Below are 15,640 nucleotides of genomic sequence, written 5' to 3'. Positions count from 1 at the left end.
ACTCAATCTTTTAAACAACTTGCTGCCCATTGGCGACGAATCCCGCGGCCTCGGTCAGTCCGGAAAGAACCGAGTGGAAGTGGGACTGAGTCTGCAAACGTTGTGGGCCGAAGCGTTTTTCAAATTCTTTCTGGATGAACGGCACCTTGGCCGTGCCTCCGGTCAGGCAGACTAAATCCACCTGATCCACGGTGACATTGGCGTCTTTTAAGCACTGATCCAAAGAGTTGAATATATTCTGTCGGGTCTCTTCTGCCCATTCCACAAACATTTTGCTGGTAAAGTGCTCCCGAATTTCAAGGCCTGGATAGTCGAAGGTAAATTCAGTTTCCTCTGAATTCGAAAGTGCTCGTTTGGTTCTTTCGATGTTCTCAAAGAACGGGAAGATCTGCTGGTCTTCAATAAGGATGAATAATCTTTCAACCGCCGAGGCGTCTTTGGCGGTTAATGAGCACTTCTTCACCTCACGAATGAACTCGTAGGTGTCTTTTTCTTTCAAGTGAACGATGTGAGCCGGATGATTCAGACGCAAGGTCACACCCTTGGGCATCGTCATCACGTTGCTTCCCATCGGCAGTCGATAGCGGGATTTCGCGCCGAAATACTCATTGAGCTTGTGGCTCATGAACACACTGTCCAAAGCATCTCCCGCCAGGGGGCAACCATCGATTGCCAGAACATCTTCCTTGGAAAAACCAGAAGGGCGAAGTTTGATCAAGGTGAAATCTGACGTTCCCCCGCCGAAGTCACCGATCAGAACGATTTTTTCTGCTGTCAGCTCACGCCGATAATCAAAGGCTGCTGCCAGCGGTTCCGGGACAAAATGAACTTCTTTAAAGCCGGCAAAGGCTGCGGCCTTCTGCATGCGATGAAGGGCAAAACCATCTGCGACGGAATCCATGGAATAACGAGCCGGACGACCGATCACGGCTTTTTCGACCGAAGTGTCTAAAGTTTGTTCAGCTCTTTTTTTCAGTTCCAGCAGGAAGGTCCCGATCATGCTTTCCAAAGTCAGGATGCGATTGTCCAGAACGGTTCCCAGATAGTTCTGGTTCGGCAGATGGGATTTGAAGGATCTAAACAGGCGGCCTTCCATGTCCTGTTCAATGTATTGCTCAATGGCTTCAGATCCGTAATAGCACAGGTCCGGATTGGGGAAGTACAGCAGTGTGCGCATCATGGTGGGATCGTTGGCTTTTTTGTCCAACGTGAGGGCTTCGTAACGTTTTCCCTGATGGTAGGCACCCACCAAAGAGTTGCTGGTCCCGAAGTCAATAGAGAGATAAGTGTCTGTGCTCATAGGCTTACAAGTGTAGCATGGCACCATATTTCACAGGTAACTATTTTCGGCACCGGATTTTTCTTCTTTTCAAGTGATTCGTAATTCTCCCGCAAGATCCCAGGGAATTGTTATTCTCGCTCTTGTCTTTAGGTTAGGAGTTTAAATATGACAGGGAAACATATTAAAATACCTACACTAATTTTCGCTCTTCTGGCTCTTGCGGCTTGTGGAAATATGAATGTTGGTGTCACTTCCTTTGAAGCGAATTCTCAGGGCTCGCCTTACGGGCAGCAGGTTGATCAAGGGCCTGCGCAGCAAGCGGATCTGGGCAGCAGCGGTTACTATGGTTATGAAGAGGCCATGGACACCTACGAAGAGGTGGTACAGGAAACTCTTGCCCCGGCGAAAGACAAAAAAGACGCCAAGACAACGTCGCCGGCACCAACCAAGTCCAGCTCTGCCAAGAATGAAGCTGAACCTGCACAAGAGACCGAGGAAAAAACTCCTGGCAAGTCTTCAGAGGTTGCTGAAGAAAAAGCAGAGCCCAAGTCCGAACCTAAAAAGGGCGACCAACCAGCGCCTAAAACAGAAGAACCAGTACTTTCTAAAACTCCCAATGCCCCTCGCAGTGAAGTGGTTGGGCCTGGGGTTTTGAAGCCCACAGTTTATTTCTTTGCGATTCTTAATGAAGATAAAAATGGCTGTAAGCCAGAGACCAGAAGAACATTGCATGGAGCTGGCAGCAAGCCTCTGTTGAAGGTCTGCCCGAAAACGGCAGCAGCATGTTCCCTGCAGGGTTCCTGCGGTGTCATTCAAAAAGGCAAAATGCACACCTTCAATATTATCGGCCGCTTTGACGGGCAGGATCGCTATTTTGAAATTCCGGAAGATGGTTGTCGCTTCGGTTACGGTGTGAACAGCAGCTGTCTTGATCCGTTTTATACTTTGGCAGCGGATCTATCCATCTACAAACCCGGTGAAGTGATCTTCGTTCCTGCAGTTGTTGGCTTGGAGCTTCCGGATGGAAGCAAACACAACGGTTATTTTGTCATTCGGGATAAGGGGCGCGGCATCAAGGGAATGGGACGTTTTGATTTCTTCTCTGGTCACTACAGCTGGAATGATTCTGAAAATCCGTTTAAGAAAATTGGATTGGGTGATGTGAACACCAATATCCCTTACTACAGAATCAAAGGGGAGGCGGCGAAGAAAGTGCAGGCTTCCCGAGCCTTCCCAAGCTTGCCACCACATGCGGTGACAGAATAAAAAAAAGCCCGGTTCTTACCGGGCTTTTTTCGTTTAGACATTGGATTGTTGCTGTTGCTGTTGCTGCGGGGCCTGTTGCTGCATTTGTACTGAGCTGCCCCCTTGAACCTGAGCGGCAGCGGCTTGAGCCATCTGCGCCACAGTCATTTGCGCCTGCTGAGCCTGTTGGTGGTAGTAGTTCAGCTTCGCCACGTATTCTTTCAAGGCTCCATTTTCCTGCTTTAGAACCCCCAGTTGGGTGAGGGCCTGTTGCAGATGACTGTAGTAGTCCTGCGCTTCCAGAGCCTTTTTATCCAGAGCCAGTTTCATTTCCACAATCTTGGTTTCAGCCACCGACATCAAGTTCTTCAGGACATCGTTCTGCTGTTGGGCAGAGGCTTCCACTTCGCTAAAGGAAGTCGAGATTTTTTCAATCTCTTCGTTCAAAGAGGAAATCGTAGAGTCTCTGTTAGCCACCGTCATCTGTAGCTCTTCGACGTTCTGTTGCAGGTTCTGACGTTCTTCCTTCAGGCTGTGGATTTCTTTTTCAAACTGTTCGCGCTGTTCTTCCCAAAGTTCCTGTTCTTTGGTGAAAGCACTTTTGGCTTTCATCAGTTCCATCGCGGTTTCGTCTTTCAGGGCCTGATTCAGTTCCAGGTCTCTTTGCAGTTGTTTGTTCTTTTCAAACAAAGCCTGGCTGTATTTCTTTTCTTCGCTTTGCATTTGCAGGGCGCGCGCTTTCAGGCCTTGAATCTCTAGTTGAAGCTGAAGGCTCAGCTCCAATGACTTCGCCAGATCACCACTGAGTTTGGTGTTATTTGCGCGCTCTGCGATCAATTGGTTTGCCAATTGTTGCAGTTGTGCGTCCAACGTTTCAGCACCGTAAGACACGTTTTCCAGGGATTTGATCTTCTCGCGAAGTTCTTCCTGGCTGCCTTTCAGGTCTGAATGGAATTTTTTCATTTGAACCTGCATTTGCTCATACTTTGGTGGAGGCGGGACTAGACCCTCTTCAGGGGTGGTGCCCAGCTCGTTAAGTTTGCTGCAGATCTCATCAAAAAGTTTTTCGTGCTCAGGAACGGAGTTCGTCATAGACTTCATTGTGAGGCACAGACAGAAGTCAAGTCATCGAAATTTATTGACATGAGTCCAGCCTCTCGATTTAGGTCCAGTGTTGAATAGTCATGATTTGGGAGAGTTAAAATGAGTATCCAAAAGTCTTTGCAGTTTGTGATGGCTGTTTTAATGACGATCACTTGTGTAAGCACCGCGTACGGACAGCAGGAACTGGGGTTGCTAAGTGACATCAAGCCGCCTCAACAATCATCGGAATATATTTTCCGCTCCTCCCCCAAAGAATCCTTGATCAGTGTCCAGTTGCTGGGGGCGGTTTACAAGCCGGGGATCTATTACATTCCGGCTAACACGGAATTGCTCAAGCTTCTTACGTTGGCTGGTGGAACCACCAATGGCGGGGACCTTTCCGAGATTCTGGTGCGTAAGTCAGAGCCGAAATCCTGGGCGGACCTCAAAATGAAGGCTATCAATGAATACCAGGGCGCATACGAAGTCGATGCTGAAAAAATCATCAAGTTTGGTGGGGGCAAGAATCTGAAACTGGGGCAGGATGATTTTGTCTATGTTCCACCACGCACTCCTTGGATCAGCAGCGAGGCCTCCCGAGGGATCACGATCGTTTCTGTGGTTCTGGGGATTGTGTTAACGGCTGTCCTTATTGATAAAAACACCGGGAAGTAAAGATGGTTGGGGCCCGCGACGGTCGAATTTTATTTTTGATCAAAGCCCTTGTGGCCCTGCTGTTTATCTCCAAAATTTCTTTGGGAAGCTTTTTGCTTCCTGTTCCACACAGTTTTTCCTATCTGATCTTCCAGCAGGGGCTGCATCCGTATGTGAACGTCTTTCTGTGTTTTCTGCTGGGGCTTCCGCTGGCCTTGTTATGGCTGAAGGTCCGAGACCGACATCATCTCAGCGGCTTTTATAAGCTCTTTATCTTCCTTCTGATGCTGACGCTGATTGTGCAGACTCTTTTACAGATCAGCTATGTGAATACGGATGAATCTCCGGTTATGCAGGTGGGGGCCTTGCTGGTGTCCCTGTTCATGATCGTGGTCTATGGGGTTTTGATCCCAAGTCTTTGGGATGTTCGCGACTTTATGCGCTTTGTGCAGAAGTGGTCGGGTGTGCTGGTACTTATCTCTCTGCTTTTGTGGGTGGTGGCCGGTGGCGCCGTCTTCAAGGGGGGACGCTTTGTCGGTGTTTTTAAACACATTCCCCACATGGTGACCTGTGCTACCGTGGCCTTTATTTTCTCTTTGGGAACCTTGCTGGATGACAGTAAAATGAAACATAAGGTTTGGGATGTCCTGGTGCTTGCAGGAAGTTTTCTGGCCATCATCCTGACAGGAACCCGTTCTTCCGCGGCGGCTGCCCTGATGGCCTTTGTTGTGACAATGGTTCTGCATAAAACGGCAACCAATCAAGGGCGGATCTTTAAGTTTGCCTTTTTGTCTTTGCTTGTGACCTTCACCCTGTTCTTTGGGAATCAGGTCTATGACTTCGCCCGCGGGATTGCGACGGGCCAGAACTCTTTGGGATCTCGCGAGGCCCAGGACGGCATTGCCTCTCGTTGGGAAGAGGTCGAGCGTGGCAGTCAGATTTTCCTTCAGGAGCCTTGGCTGGGGCATGGACTGCTTTCCAAATTTGCGGCTGGCAATGAGGTGGATGTTTCCAACTACAATGCCATGAAGGATCCGCACAATATCTTTATCTCGGCCGGGGTGATCGGTGGCTGGCCCCTTCTTGTGTTAGCGGGCATTTCATTGATTCTGATGGTTGTCGGTTCTTTCAAAGCGCTTTTGAGTTTTGACATTTCTAAACGGCAAGTGGCGATCTATTTGCTGTCCCATATTCCTATTCTCATTATCTATCACATACACTTATCCATTGGGGGCATGGCCGATCGTCTTTATTGGATGGTCTTTGGCTTTATTGCGGCGTCGGTCTCCAGGATAGGAAAGAAATGAAAGGTCCTGGCTACGGCTTTGCGGAATTGGGAATCAACTGCGTTGAGATCTTCCTGCGTCTACATTTGCTGGTCTTCTATACTCAGGAAGTGGGATTGAGCTCTTCGTGGGCCGGATTGGCTTTGGGGCTCTCCATTTTTTGGGATGCGTTGATTGATCCGCTCATCGGTTACTATTCTGACCGCGTTCGATCCCGTCGGGGAGAGCGTTATTCGTTCTTACCCTGGGGGCTGGTATTTTTGTCAGTTTCCATGATGGGTTTGCTGAATCCTCCTCCGATGACCTCCATGGCGTCGAAGTTTTTCTATCTGCTGACGTTTTCCCTTTTGGTGAACACGGCCTACACCTGTTTAAGTGTGCCCTATTCCGCTTTGGTTGGTGATCTGGCTGGGGATTCCGCCGAACGCTCTCGTTTGATTGGCTGGCGACTGGCATTTGGAAATCTTGGCGCTATTTTTGGTATCGCAGTGCCAGGGTATTTTTTGATAGCCAGAGATTCCAAACCTTACGCGCAGGCTGCATGGATGATTGTTGGGCTGTTGTGTATCGGCACGCTGGTGTCCTGGTTGACGGCTCTGAAGTACAACCGTCCTTTGGCAGAGGGCAAAGCAAGCGCCAAGTTTTCAATGTGGCAGCCTTTGCACAATAAGAACTTTGTACCACTTTTACTGGCGTACTTTGTTGCCAATATCGGGCTGACTTTTAACTCCTCTGTGGCGCTTTACTTTTATCGGGAAGGTCTTCGATTTTCTGAGACGGAAATCACCACCGTTCTGTTGTTGTTCCTGCTTTCATTTACTTTGTCGATTCCGGGCTGGCTGTATTTGATTCGCTATGTGCCCAAGCGCAAAGCGCTGATGTGGGGAGTGTTTTTGTTGGGAATGGTCAGCTGCTTTATATACCCCATCCTGCCAGTGGCGCAAGTGGGGTGGGCGCTGCTGTGGGCCTCTTTAATCGGTGGGGTTCTGGTGGGCTCGGCAGTGCTTTTAGAGTCCTTGCTGACAGATATCGTGAAGGCGGAAGAAGAGCGCACCGGGCATGACGAACTGGGCCTGTATTTCGGGGTCTGGAAAATGGTCGGCAAAATCTCTCGCGGGTTGGCGTTGGCTGTTACGGGACAGCTCCTGACCTGGGCGCTGACAAAAGAGCCAGAAACCACACATTTTCGATTGAGTCTCGCCTTTGGCCCCCTGGTGGGCGGTCTTTTTATTCTGGCGGTCCTTGTGCTGTGGAAGCTGTCAAATGGGCGCCCTGCCGTGAAGTAATTTCAAACTCTTAATCCTCATTGCACATTAAACACAGGCCAAGGCTGAAAAACGGTGGCACAACCAATGCTTACGGTCTGTTAGATGAAAAGGTGGGGAAATATGAGTGATCAGCATATGGAACCGGAACTCACGGTAGGCGAAATTATCAAACTGTACTTATCTCATTGGCGGATGTTTGCCGTCTTTACGGCCGTGCTGTTTGCTATCAGTGTTCTTGTTTATATCGTTAAAATTCCGTTTGTGGCGAATTCCACGATAGTTATTCACGATTCCCAGAACTCGTCTTTGCAAGCCTTTTCCAATCAGTTCTATGGACTTTCAAAATCCGTTCAAGAGTCCAAAAAGGGCAGTAGTGTCTTATCCAAACACATCGAATACCTTAAAACCCGTGAGTTCTATGAGGCCCTTTTAAAGCGCATTGAAGAGCGCGGAAACAGCCAGGAAATCACTCTAGAGGAACGTAAAGGATTTGAGATCTTCCGTGACAAATATTTGAAGGACCTGGAAGGCAACCCTGAAGGCCGGGTTCAATTATTGCAAGTGCTGAATGCTTGGACTCGCATAAATCTGGATTCAGATTTCGAGATCCGTGTGGCAGCTGTGACCCCCGTAAAATCCATGTCCTTGTTCCTTTCGAACACGGCATCGGAACTGGCGGCAGATATGCTGAAAAAACGGGAACTGGCGGAAATCAACCGTGTGGAAGATTTCATGTCCAAACAAAAAGTCGATGCTGATCAGAAGCTGGTGGCCCTTGGGAAGCAACTGGCAGAGATGCAGAATAAAGATGAAAACCTTTTACCTTTGGCTTCCAAAGATAAAATGGGTGATTACGTGTCTGACCTTTTGGTGCGATCCAATGAGATCAAACTGAAGATGGCAGAAAATAGAAAAATGATCGACTACCTTCAAGCAGGACGTGGGAAGCAGAAGGAAAGTGCCCTTTATGGTGTTGGTGGTCGTATCGAAGCATTAAAAATTGAAAACAACATCCTGGCCGGGAAACTTGGCCAGGTGCAGGCTTCTATTGCGCGCTTGAAGAAGGAAGTGAAGGATCTACCGTTCGCAGCGCAAATGGTGGAAGACCTGAAAAAGAAGTCCGAGCTGGAGTTCAACCGCTATAAGGAACTGAGCACAGCTTTGACCAAATTGGATGCGATGAAAATTTCCATCGACACTCGTTTTGAAGTGTTGGAGCGTGCTCGTTGGGAGACGACATTGCCACAGATCGGACTTTTAAGTCTGGGGCTGTTGTCCTTGCTATTAAGTCAGTTTGTGGGCTCCTTGGTAATTTATTTCCGTTACCTGTGGAATCCGCACGTGGTGACAGCGCAGGCGTCCCGCAACCTGGTTATTTTCGACAATCACTCTGTGGATCCACGGGTGATTATTGAGAATTCCAAAATTAAGTTTAGTTTGAAGAAACCGGAAACCAAGAAGGATGAAGTTAACGAGGACGAACAGCAGAAGATGGCTTGGAACGTTCTTAATGTCGGTCAAGGGACCGATGTTTCGCAGTAGGTGACTATGAAGAAGTTTGTTTTCGGGGGTATGATTTTGTTATCTGCGACTTCCCTGGTGGGGTGTGGAAGTCAGATTGGCAGCAGTGTTCGTCAGGCAGTGACGGTCAACCAAGAGGCTAAGAACCTGGTTGAATGGGAAAATTCTGAAGCCAACCCGGAAGCCTTGTTCGCCAACTGGCGCCACGAGTTCATGGTTGATTCCACAAAGCGTGAAGCCATGAAAGAAGAGTTGTGCACGGAGCTGAACAAACTTGATGGTCAGTCCTTGACGATCTTTGAGAATGAAATCCGTGATGAAAATAACCGTGCTCTGGTCAGCTCTTGTAAAGAGGAGCTGTTGCAGAAGGTGGATGAACACTTCGACAAAGAACGTGAGACTTTGGACGTTCCAGGTCACGCCCTTAAGGCGGTTTACTCTGGCAACAACTTCCAGTTCCCGACGAATATTCAAAAACGTGACACGTCCAAGGGTTATCACGCAGTGACCGGAGATGTGGCGCGCAAGGAAGTGATCATCACTTTTGATGATGGTCCGAATGGTCAGTACACTGATGCAATCCTGCGTGCCTTCAGGGAAGTAAATGCGAAAGCGATCTTCTTCCACATGGGTAAGGCGGTCCGCGCAAACCCTGACATCGTGAAGCGAGTTGCGGCAGATGGTCACTCTATCGGAACGCACTCGACGACACACGCGTGCTTGGGCAGCAGCTCTGCCTGCCGTAAGACCAATGGTCGCAACCTGACTTTTGATGAAGCCGTGGCTGAAATCAAAGGCGGACACCAGGCTGTTTATGATGCGATTGGTTGGGTGGATCCGTTCTTCCGTTTCCCTTATGGTGAGGGTTCCCCGGAGCTTAAGAACTTCCTGAAGAACAACTCCACAGGTGAATTCTTCTGGTCGATCGACAGCAATGACTGGAGAGCTCAGACGAATGAAAATCTGCTGCGCACCACAATCGCGGAGATTGAAAAGCGAGGCCGTGGGCAGGTTCTGTTCCATGACATCCAAAGGAAAACGGCGGAAATCATGCCTCAGTTCCTGCGTGAGCTTTACAACCGTGGCTACAGTATTGTACTAATTCAGCCCGCAGATTTGTCTGCGCGATACAACAGCAAGCTGGTTAAGAAAAGACTGCCATAGTTTTAAAAGTTCATGAGAAAAACGGATATCGATCGTCCATCAACCTGGAAGCCCTATAAGACGGGGATGTGCAATGGCTGCTTCGGCGGCTGCTGCACAATGCCGGTTGAAATCAAACTCTCGGACCTCATCCGACTTGGTGTTGCCACCGAGGATGAGGCCCAAACCTCGATTAAAAAGTTAGCAAAAAGACTGATAAAAGAAGGCATTATCGTCTCGTATCGATCCGGGACAGAGTTCTTTATGCTCTCTCAGAAGGCCAACCGGGACTGCCTGTTTTTAGATTCTAAAACGCGCCTGTGTACGGTCTATGAGAAGCGCCCGGACACCTGCCGTCAGTTCCCTTCCATTGGCCCCCGTCCGGGGTTCTGCCCGGGCTAGTTGTCGAAAATTCTGACAGGGGGGTGCTCTTGTTGGGCTCTGTCTCAGGGTGGGGCGTGCCAAGACCTTTATATTCGCTCTGAAGTGGCATAAGCGCTGCTCTTACTCCTGATAAGAACAGGAGGCCCTTATGAGCTTCACAGATAAAAAACTCGAAATCGCGATTGCAGGCTTTGCCCTTCTTATGATTGGCGGGATGGGTTATCTGCTGAAGTCCCCTGTTCAAAGCGCTATCGGCGAGATGGAAGTGATCTACGAGATGCCTCGTCCTAAATCCATTCTGGCGGCGTTGTTTGATCTGGGGGATCGAGAGATTTCGCGCGATTATAAGAATCCGTTTGCAAAGAAGAAAGCTGACGAAAAGAAAGTGGAGGCAAAGGCGGCAGCGCCTCAGCAGGCTCCGGCAAAAGCTGTTGCCAAGAAAGCGGACTCTAAAAAAACTCCAACTGCTATCAAAAAGCCTTCTGTGGAAGTGAATGTGGTCGATGCAGCACCCGCTTCTGGCTTGACCTCTGACGACATCACCGTGGGTGATGGCAATGTTCCGCAGAACTATCAGCAAAATACAAACAAAACAAATACAGCCAATACGACTGACACCAAGAACACTCTTTCTGGTGACCAGTGGAGAGCCCTGTTGCAGGCTCAGCCGACCAAAGAAAACCTGGATAAGCTGATTGCCGCTTACAGCGCAAAAGAAGTGGATGATCAGACGTTCTATACAATCGTGACAGAGCTTCTTCGCAGCAATAAAACAGAGACGCAGGATCTGGGCTTGGCGGCGCTCAAGGGCACTTACAGTCAAAAAAGTTTCGCCGTGGCCGCTCAGTATTTCGATCAGGTGGCTCCGGAAGTGCAGACAAAGCTTCATTCCTACATGTTGAGCTATGCGGTTTCCGGTCGCATGGGAATTCTGATGTCTGTTCTGAAAAGCGACAATTCAGAATTAGTGACGGTGGCAACTCAGGTAGTGATGGAAGGTTATGTGGCGGCTAAGGCGGGCACGAACTTGAATGATCCCCGTGGGTCTCGCGGTGATGTGGCTATTAACTCTGTGGCTGGGTATGCGAAGTTTATCCCCGTCTTCCAGCAGTTGGCGCAAAGCCAGGACAGTGAAATCGCCAGCTTGGCCTCTGCAGCCTTGAGTCAAATCCAAACCTCGGCCGTTGCGGCTCTTTAAAACTGGACAGGCCCGCCTGTTTTCGACGAGAATAAGCCCATATTTATGGGCTTTCTTCATTTCTGGCGAAACATTCTTGTGATAACTTTGATAGCTGGGACCTCTCAGGTCTTTGCGGCTACAGATTTGCCTAGAAATTTGAATGCCAAAGATCAGACACGCGCCCTGCAGATACTGGGATTTGGTTCGGCCTCCAAGATTCTGGACAATCCCTATCCTCTGGGTGGTTACACTGGAATTGAAGTGGGACTGTCCTCTGAATTTATTCCCGCCGAAGATTTGGCAAGTCTGGGAAGCAAGACCGAAGACAAAGGGGAGTTTAACTTCTACACCCTGACTGTCGGCAAAGGCCTTTACTACAACATCGACACCCTGTTTTATTTCACACCCACGATTCAGGGCGAGAAAATGCAGAACTACGGCGCTCAGTTGCGCTGGGGCTTTTATGAAGCCAGCTTCTTTCCTTTGAGTCTGACTGCGATGTTGTATGGTGGTGGAGCCAGTTTTTCCAACCTGATCAATGTTTCCACGATGGGGCTGGATCTGATTGCGACCGTGGCGATGGATCGACTTGCCATCTATACGGGATTTGGACGTGTCCGTGCGACGGGAACTTTCATCGGTGGAGCGGACGGCATCACGGCCGATCAGAATACGGTGACTCAGGATATCGTAGAGGATCACGCTGTGTTTGGGCTTAACATCGATATTTCCAAGATGTTCTTGGCGATGCAAATTGATCGTTATTCGGACTCGGTCTATAGCGCCAAAATAGGCTTCCGCTTTTAGATCGGTGAAAAAGGCCCATCCGACGTCGTTGGAAGGCAACCTTCTCGCTCCGACGTGCATTGAGCACGCCTGCGCTGCGAGGGTTACCTTCCGCCTCGCGGCTGAACCTTTTTGACCGATCTAAACTTATGATCTAGTTGGGTAGATTTTTTATTTTTGGGCTTTTTCGATGAGTTTGGTGGTGGATTTTCCGTCCACAAACTGCAAGGACATGACTTTTCCGCCGTAGGACATAACAAACGGCGCGCCGACGATGGAGTCAATTTTCCAGTCGCCGCCTTTGACTAAGATGTCAGGCTTCACTTTGTGAATCAGATTTTCGGGAGTGTCTTCGGTGAAGATCACCGTGAAATTCACAGCACCCAAGGCTGCCAGAATCTCTGCGCGGTCGTTTTCAATTTGGACCGGGCGGGTAGGGCCTTTCAGGCGTTTGACGCTGGCATCAGAGTTCACACCCACAACCAGGACATCGCCCAGGCGCTGGGCTTCCTGCAAGTAGCGAACATGCCCTACGTGCAGAAGATCAAAGCAGCCATTGGTGAAAACGATTTTTTTGCCTTGAGCGCGAATCGGGGCCAGAGTTTCTTCAATATTTTCAAATGTGCAAACCTGACCCATAGATGTCTTTTATGCTTTCTTGTAAAGCTGTGCGCCCGTGATAGCGCCCGCGAAGTCTTTATTAAACAGAACAGATAGAATTGGCATCACCACGAAACCTGTCGCGATCACGAGCAGGCTGCGGGCAACCACTTTCAAAGAGTAAGCGGCTTTGTTCAGCTCTTCCGGCTTGCCGATTCTTTGATCAAACGCCCACTCTCCCGGAGTGCAGCCCACAAAGATACGATTCACTGTCAGATAAATGAACGCCACACCCGCAAACAGGCAGAAGGTGGAAAGATAGATCATGCCTTGAGCATCTGGATTGGTCAGATTGCCGATCAGATCTACTTTAGTGATCACCAAAAGGATGATCATGCACAGCAAGCTCGCAGCGATCACCAACATTCCGTCCAAAAGCGCTGCCGAGAAGCTCCAGGTCGTCTTTTTGAATTCTTCTCTGGCTGCCGTTCCAGTGATTTTTTGAGGCGCTTTGTCCAAATCCAAACGGCGATTTTTTTGCAGTGTCTTCAGGATCTCATCAACGGCTGTGGATGAAGCCGCACCATCACCGCCCACTTCGGTCAATGAACCCGGAGCTGGTGGGACAGGGGAGGCTTTTTTGCGAGGAAGTGGTGGACGAAGAGGATCCGTCGAAGCCTCTTCGATAAGCTCTAGACCTTTATCCTTAAGAACCGGGCTGACAGAGAAAGCTTCAGCTTTATCCTGAGCGGATGCATTGTTTTGTTTTTTCTTGTGAAAACCCAAACCATCGGTGAGCGGCTTAAACTCAAATTCCTCAAAAGGATCCATGCCTTCTCCTTAAATCAACACATCAGATCAAAGTCATACTTTAGGACGGAGACCAAGGTCATGCAAGCCGTTTCAACTCGCAGAACCTGGGGCCCTAAGGTGACTGGATGAAGGCCTAGTTTTTGGAATTCCTCAACCTCGCGGTGAGAGAATCCCCCCTCACTGCCCACGATAATCCAGATGTCTTTGATCCCTTGAGGACGGTCAGATTTAACTTTGGTGACATAATCCTTGATGCTTAGAGTCGCCGGACCCTCATAAGCAAATAGACCCACACCGGAGTCATTTCGGTTAATTAAATCCGAGATCTTTTCAAACGGGATGGCCGGATGGATCTTCATCAGGTCGCCACGTCCACTTTGCTGAGTGGCGGATTTGACGATTTTATCCCAGCGGTCGGTTTTATTATCCGACAGCTTTTCCCCTTTTCTCAAGAAGCTAAATTCAGAGAAGAAGGGATGGATGCTGGAAACGCCCATTTCCACCGCCTTTTCCATGATGGCATCCATCACGGGAAAGCGGGACAGGGAAAGAACAAGATGAAGGTGAGGTTCTTTGAGAGCTGGGATATCCCGAGTTTCAAGAATCTGCGCGGTGGCAGTCTTTTTGGAAACTTGGGTGACTTCAACGAAGTAAGCTTTACTGTCTTCAGTCAGCACTTCAAATTTGGATCCCACTTCCTGACGACAAACATCGAAGATGTGATGAAACACATCCCCGGTGAAGTTCACCTGATCTTGAAAGAGATCTTTTTTGTCGATCCAATAACGTCTCATGACTGAACCCAGTAACCAACCCACTCGTCTTTTTCAAGGCGACGGATCACAGTCAGGCCCGAGCCTTCCAGGAACTTTTCGAAGAAGTGGTTGTCACGCTCTTCGAGAATACCCGTTAGCAGCATGTGACCACCGGGTTTCAGAACGCGCATAAGGTCTTTTTTGATATTGATCAGAACGCCGTCGATGATATTGGCCACGACCACATCGTACTGTTCACGCAGGTCTTCGATCAAAGACTCGGGGATGGAGATTTGTTCCACCTTGTTGAGCTTGATATTTTCGCGCGCCACTCGGCGGGCTTCAGGGTCAATTTCGATCCCGGTGACCAGGCCCATACCGGCCATCTCGGCCAGCATTGCCAAAATGGCTGTGCCAGTGCCGACATCCAACATCGTCCAGTTGCCGATTTGACCTTTGTATTTTTCAGCCAGCTTGTGAATGAAAAAAGCCATCATCTGAGTGGTCGCATGAGTGCCTGTTCCGAAAGCCATGCCCGGATCAATATAGATCGGATGTTTGCATTCTGGAGGAGGCGTCAGCCAGGAAGGGACAACCCAGAAGTCACCGACAAGTTTGAACGGCTTGAAGCCCTTTTTCCATTCTTCCAACCAGTCTTTGGTTTCTTCTTCATGGATATGCCACTTGATGTCTTCATTAAGTTCGATCAGGCCATCAAAGAAATTGCAGCCCGGGCGCTCTGGAAAAAACACGTCCAATTCATGGGCACGAACGTGAAGAATTTGAGGATCATAAGTCAGATCAGGCTGTGTGAACGGCAAGGCTTCAGTGACGCCCGAAGCGCCACATTCAAAGCAATGTGTGGTGATGATGTCTTCAAGTTCAGCAGGAACCTGGCTTAGGCGGATACGGAAGTAGGAATTTGTGTCACTCATTCCGAGTGGTGTTATCAGAAACCACCGATTTTTCAAGCTTTTCTGCGGTTTGCAGGGACGCCTGAACCACCGTGGATGTCACTGGTGGAGGGTTTGCAGAAACTACAGGGTTGGCGGTCTCTGGGGCCAGGTTGGGAGTCGTAATAACCTGCGTCTGAACCACGGTCACGGCCGGGGAGGGGGTGGCGGCCGGGGTATCAGCTTCGGCAATCTTGCGCCGTTTGGGTTTGGAGTTGTCAATAAACGAGCCCCCCAGATCAATGCGGTCGCCGGTCATAATGCCAATTTGCTCCAGCATGGGGAGCTCATCCCTGGATAGCAGGGTGAATTCGCGTGCCACGGCCACACGGTCATAGACGGCGATGATTTTAAGTTGTCCCACCGGGACCATGATTTCACCAACAGCATTGGCACCACTGGCATCACGCACGTTGATTTTTCGGACGGCGGTGACCACCAGATTCTTCTTTAAGCCAGAGCCGGGAGTGACATTGATGTAGAAGTCTTTGTAAACGGTGTCTTCTTCAGACAGCGTGATGTTTCTGCGCACATCCACCACTGACATGTCAGCGGCCTGCGATGGCGTCGAAAATCCCAACAGGAATGCAATTAAGAACATCATAAGAAAACCCTTCCATGGTTTGTCTGTTCCCTTTATCGGCTGTCTTATTTTGAAACTTGAGGGCTCTGGACCTTGGTTTGACC

At 49.4% G+C, this 15,640-nt stretch carries 16 protein-coding genes; 9 read left to right on the top strand and 7 right to left on the bottom strand.

From position 1 onward, the window contains the following. Positions 1–10: 10 nt before the first annotated feature. Positions 11–1,300: an Hsp70 family protein gene (locus tag ACZ50P_RS14615; protein WP_464132014.1), complete on the bottom strand. Its 1,290-nt coding sequence runs from the start codon at positions 1,298–1,300 to the stop codon at positions 11–13. A 147-nt stretch (positions 1,301–1,447) separates the two neighbouring features. Here ACZ50P_RS14615 and ACZ50P_RS14610 point away from each other — a divergent pair, with 147 nt between their 5' ends. Further along, positions 1,448–2,548: a 3D domain-containing protein gene (locus ACZ50P_RS14610; RefSeq protein WP_464132012.1), complete on the top strand. Its 1,101-nt coding sequence runs from the start codon at positions 1,448–1,450 to the stop codon at positions 2,546–2,548. A gap of 33 nt (positions 2,549–2,581) precedes the next feature. Here the strand turns inward: ACZ50P_RS14610 and ACZ50P_RS14605 are convergent, their stop codons facing one another. Continuing rightward, on the bottom strand, positions 2,582–3,619 hold the full coding sequence (locus ACZ50P_RS14605; RefSeq protein ID WP_464132010.1) for a hypothetical protein: 1,038 nt from the start codon (positions 3,617–3,619) through the stop codon (positions 2,582–2,584). Between the two features lie 111 nt (positions 3,620–3,730). On the opposite strand from ACZ50P_RS14605, the gene ACZ50P_RS14600 reads away from it, so the two are divergent. From ACZ50P_RS14600 to ACZ50P_RS14565, 8 genes are all read left to right on the top strand, one after another. Then, positions 3,731–4,285 (top strand): SLBB domain-containing protein, encoded by a 555-nt coding sequence (locus ACZ50P_RS14600; RefSeq protein ID WP_464132008.1) that lies wholly within the window; start codon positions 3,731–3,733, stop codon positions 4,283–4,285. Between the two features lie 2 nt (positions 4,286–4,287). Continuing rightward, the gene (locus ACZ50P_RS14595) at positions 4,288–5,571 is read left to right on the top strand and encodes an O-antigen ligase family protein (RefSeq protein WP_464132006.1); all 1,284 of its coding nucleotides are present in this window, start codon (positions 4,288–4,290) and stop codon (positions 5,569–5,571) included. Further along, the gene (locus ACZ50P_RS14590; RefSeq protein ID WP_464132005.1) at positions 5,568–6,836 is read left to right on the top strand and encodes an MFS transporter; all 1,269 of its coding nucleotides are present in this window, start codon (positions 5,568–5,570) and stop codon (positions 6,834–6,836) included. The genes ACZ50P_RS14595 and ACZ50P_RS14590 overlap by 4 nt, the downstream gene beginning before the upstream one ends. Positions 6,837–6,938: 102 nt before the next feature. Beyond that, positions 6,939–8,360, top strand: a complete 1,422-nt coding sequence (locus ACZ50P_RS14585) for a GumC domain-containing protein (RefSeq protein ID WP_464118443.1) — start codon at positions 6,939–6,941, stop codon at positions 8,358–8,360. 6 nt (positions 8,361–8,366) lie between these two features. Continuing rightward, positions 8,367–9,503 carry a polysaccharide deacetylase family protein gene (locus tag ACZ50P_RS14580; protein ID WP_464132003.1) on the top strand — a complete coding sequence of 379 codons (1,137 nt, stop codon included), beginning with the start codon at positions 8,367–8,369 and terminating at the stop codon, positions 9,501–9,503. 12 nt (positions 9,504–9,515) lie between these two features. Further along, complete coding sequence (locus ACZ50P_RS14575; RefSeq protein ID WP_464118440.1) at positions 9,516–9,884, top strand: YkgJ family cysteine cluster protein; 369 nt, start codon at positions 9,516–9,518, stop codon at positions 9,882–9,884. Between the two features lie 130 nt (positions 9,885–10,014). Next, positions 10,015–11,064: a hypothetical protein gene (locus ACZ50P_RS14570; protein ID WP_464132002.1), complete on the top strand. Its 1,050-nt coding sequence runs from the start codon at positions 10,015–10,017 to the stop codon at positions 11,062–11,064. A 45-nt stretch (positions 11,065–11,109) separates the two neighbouring features. After that, a complete protein-coding gene (locus ACZ50P_RS14565) occupies positions 11,110–11,853 on the top strand; it encodes a hypothetical protein (protein ID WP_464132000.1) in 744 nt (247 codons plus the stop codon). A 150-nt stretch (positions 11,854–12,003) separates the two neighbouring features. On the opposite strand, the gene rfaE2 is transcribed toward ACZ50P_RS14565, so the two are convergent. The 5 genes from rfaE2 to ACZ50P_RS14540 are packed head-to-tail and all read right to left on the bottom strand — an operon-like array spanning position 12,004 to position 15,557. Beyond that, entirely contained in the window at positions 12,004–12,471 is a 468-nt protein-coding gene (rfaE2, locus tag ACZ50P_RS14560; protein ID WP_464131999.1) for a D-glycero-beta-D-manno-heptose 1-phosphate adenylyltransferase, read from the bottom strand. Between the two features lie 9 nt (positions 12,472–12,480). Continuing rightward, positions 12,481–13,263, bottom strand: coding sequence for a metalloendopeptidase (locus ACZ50P_RS14555; protein WP_464118435.1), 783 nt, complete (start codon positions 13,261–13,263; stop codon positions 12,481–12,483). A 14-nt stretch (positions 13,264–13,277) separates the two neighbouring features. Beyond that, entirely contained in the window at positions 13,278–14,039 is a 762-nt protein-coding gene (locus tag ACZ50P_RS14550) for an RsmE family RNA methyltransferase (protein WP_464131997.1), read from the bottom strand. Further along, positions 14,036–14,935 carry a 50S ribosomal protein L11 methyltransferase gene (locus ACZ50P_RS14545; protein WP_464131996.1) on the bottom strand — a complete coding sequence of 300 codons (900 nt, stop codon included), beginning with the start codon at positions 14,933–14,935 and terminating at the stop codon, positions 14,036–14,038. Before ACZ50P_RS14545 ends, ACZ50P_RS14550 begins: the two co-directional genes overlap by 4 nt. Beyond that, the gene (locus tag ACZ50P_RS14540) at positions 14,928–15,557 is read right to left on the bottom strand and encodes a hypothetical protein (protein ID WP_464131995.1); all 630 of its coding nucleotides are present in this window, start codon (positions 15,555–15,557) and stop codon (positions 14,928–14,930) included. Before ACZ50P_RS14540 ends, ACZ50P_RS14545 begins: the two co-directional genes overlap by 8 nt. Positions 15,558–15,640: the final 83 nt, after the last annotated feature.

This window comes from Bdellovibrio sp. CKG001, from assembly GCF_055397465.1.
Note: the sequence above shows the minus strand (reverse complement) of the source record. Positions and strands in the feature narration are given on the sequence as shown.